This is a genomic window from Candidatus Desulfatibia sp. (assembly GCF_036446775.1).
GTDB lineage: Bacteria > Desulfobacterota > Desulfobacteria > Desulfobacterales > UBA11574 > Desulfatibia_A.
On the sequence record NZ_JAZFTO010000299.1, the window covers coordinates 1 to 2,986 of the forward strand.

Here is a 2,986-nt window from a genome sequence, read left to right on the forward strand (position 1 = left end):
GTCAATTGAAAAAATCCCTGGTGGTAAAGGTTGATTGATGGAATCGAATTGCAGCCATAAAGTAGATTGGTCTCCTTTGGTTTCCGTCAAAAAAATTCTTTCAGGAAGCCAGGTTTCCGGGTTCACCAAGACTTCTATGCGTTCGATATGTTTGGATATGGCGGTTTTTTTCGGTAGCATGTTGAGATAATATCCATCTGATTCTCCCTTTGTGGAAAGCTGAATCTCATACTCTTTTTTTAACGCTTCACCAGTCCGGCCGATGCCGAAATATTTCTTGATTATATTTTCAGTATTTCCAATATATCTTTTCTCTGCCTTTGATATTTCCGGATAATATATTAAAAGGGTGTTTTTTTTAAAAAGGATCAGCAGGGGTGAAGGGCTGGTAACTTTCATGAGCAGCTTGCCTGAAGAATCAAAATAGATCATACCTTCGGAATACAAAGGCTCACGCAGCAAGTGTGTCTTTCTGGTTTGTCTGAATTTTGCCGTAAAGGTCTTAAGGTTTTTTTCCTTCTCCTTGATGTTTTTGATCACCCGGTTCAGTTCCTGATCAGGCTTCGGATTGTTTTCAAAGGAAAATACCTGCAGGGGGCACAAAAAAATGTATAAAACTACGCATAATTTTGCAAAGTATGGCTTCAAAAGTTTCATTTCAGTGCCTTAAAGTTTTTTTCCATGCCTGTCTGAAACCGTAATTCTGTATACTGAAGAAAAGGCCGCTGCGCCTGAAAGGGAACAGCCTTTTAAAAATAGATCCGTATCCGTATAGCCTCGTGTAAGCCCAGTTGAATCCTGCTTGCAACTGCTCCGGGGTCATTTTTTTGGGTTGATACACCACATGATTCATATCATATTTTTCCCAGTCAGTATGCAGTATCCTGTTTTCCTTCAGCATGGTTTGATAGACGCGCGTCCCCGGAAAAGGAGTCAGGATCGAAAAAATCACCGCTTCAAGATGCGTTCTTTCAACGAAACGCAGCACATCCGAAAATACAGATTCATCATCGTAATCCGTACCAAAAATAAACGAGCCCTGGATTCCGATGCCGTAGTCATGAATCTTCCGGATGGCTTCTTTATATTCAGCCACACGGTTAATTGATTTTCCCATGGCTTTTATAGTTTCCTGAGACAAGGATTCAAAACCGATAAAAAGCCCTTTGCAACCGCTTTGTCGCGCCAGATCTAAAAGTTCCGTATCTTTTACAATGCTCAGAGAGGATTGGCTGAACCATTTGACTTTGAAAGGGATAAGAGCCCTGAAAAGTTTTTTCGCATACTTGGGAGATCCCACAATATTGTCGTCAACAAAGAACAGAAAACCGGGTTCCATTTGGCCGATCTCGTTGATAATTTCCTCTACCGGCCGTATGCGGTAAGATCGTCCGTAAAAGGTCGTAACTGCACAAAAAGCACAGTCAAAGGGGCAGCCGCGGGTCGTCTGTATGGTATTAACAAAAAAATAAGCCTTGCGATTCAGAAGATCTCTTCGGGGCATTCTTAGACCGTCGAGACTGAACAAATTCGCAGATTTATAAAACGGTTTCAAATCTCCCTGTTTAAAATCATCCAAAACCTGAGGCCACACTTCCTCTGCTTCCCCCGAGACTACAGCATCAGCATAAATCTTGGCTTCAGCATTCATCATGGTGGGATGCATGCCGCCCAACACAACCGGCACCCCTTTTTCTCTGAATGAAGCTGCAATTTCATACCCTCTTTGAGCCAACGGGGTCATTATGGAAATTGCCGCCAAATCCGGCAATAAAGAAAAGTTAATAGCCTCAACGTTTTCATCTATTATGGATATTTCCCAGCCGTCGCCTGCCAGGGCAGCCAGATTTGTCAAAGCCAGGTAAGGGAAGCGAAAATATATTTGCCCCCAAAGGCTGTTTTCAGGCCACTTGGGAGCTATCAACAGGAGTTTCATCATGCCGTCTTTTGATTAAGGGAATTTGCAAGGGGATCAGGACAATACCATTGGTCAGGATAACTGCGAATATATTTTTCAAATATCCGGGCGGTCATCTCCAGGTTCTTGGCAATAGCTTCATCACGCGTCCCTTCTAAAATAACCGGTATGGCCTTCTCAAGCACACCGAAATATCTTCCATCCGCTTGTTTTAAAACAAAAGCGGGGATCAGGGCTGCTCCTGAATTCATGGCCAGCACAACCGGTCCCACCGGAAGGTTCAAATGTTTGCCCAAAAAGCTAACCTGACAGCCCGTACCGAAATAATCACGATCTCCGTTCATAGCCACAATTCTGTTTTTTCGCAGATGGCCCAGGACTTCGATCACTGAAAAAGGTGATTGGCCGGCCTCAATCACACTGATGCCTTTATCCTGCCGGAGTCGGTTGACCAGAGCATTTGTGGCCGCCGTGTTATGTGCAATTACAACCACGGTCAGAGGGTAATTTAACATCCGCAGCATGCTCCCGCCGATTTCCCAATTGCCGACATGGGCCGACAGCAAAATAGCACCTTTCCCTTTAGCCAGCGCACTTTGCAGAATTTCTTCACCTTTGATATCAGCAAAATAGTTTTTAATTTTTTCAGGTGGGAGTTGGGGCAATAAAAAAAAATCGACCATATAGCGGCCATAGTTTAAAAATACCTGCCGAACTGTTCTTCTAACAGCGGGGTCGTCAACAGGTCTATCCAAGGCTGTGGAAAGATTGATTGCCAGGCCCTCACGATCTTTTTTTGAAAAAACATAAATAATCAGAGCCACCACTTTTGCCAACCAGCGGGAAAGGTTGACAGGCAGGTAACGGGCAACAAAAAAGGTTGCATAATACGAAGCCGGACTGTCAAGAATGTGTCTGCGCATTTATATATTAACCTGGGTTCAGCGGTTCAGCGTTCAAGCCCGCCCTGGCCTCCGGCTCGTAGAGACATAGAGCCTACGCCTCGGAGAGCGCGACGGCCGTTATCAAGGAGATCAACCCTCTGCTATTAAAATATACGCATTGGAT

Annotated in this window: 3 protein-coding genes; all 3 read right to left on the reverse strand. The window is 44.3% G+C overall.

What is annotated here, in order from left to right:
- Nucleotides 1-657 (reverse strand): LolA family protein (locus V3S16_RS13860; protein ID WP_413885931.1); only part of this gene is annotated, 657 nt, incomplete at its 3' end.
- A 1-nt stretch (nucleotide 658) separates the two neighbouring features.
- Complete coding sequence (locus tag V3S16_RS13865; protein WP_413885933.1) at nucleotides 659-1,939, reverse strand: B12-binding domain-containing radical SAM protein; 1,281 nt, start codon at nucleotides 1,937-1,939, stop codon at nucleotides 659-661.
- On the reverse strand, nucleotides 1,936-2,841 hold the full coding sequence (locus V3S16_RS13870; protein WP_413885934.1) for a lysophospholipid acyltransferase family protein: 906 nt from the start codon (nucleotides 2,839-2,841) through the stop codon (nucleotides 1,936-1,938). Before V3S16_RS13870 ends, V3S16_RS13865 begins: the two co-directional genes overlap by 4 nt.
- Between the last annotated feature and the right edge of the window lie 145 nt (nucleotides 2,842-2,986).

Coding starts and splice junctions, on each gene's coding strand:
- V3S16_RS13865 (WP_413885933.1), bottom strand. CDS start 1,939: ATGATGAAACTCCTGTTGATAGCTCCCAAGTGGCCTGAAAACAGCCTT.
- V3S16_RS13870 (WP_413885934.1), bottom strand. CDS start 2,841: ATGCGCAGACACATTCTTGACAGTCCGGCTTCGTATTATGCAACCTTT.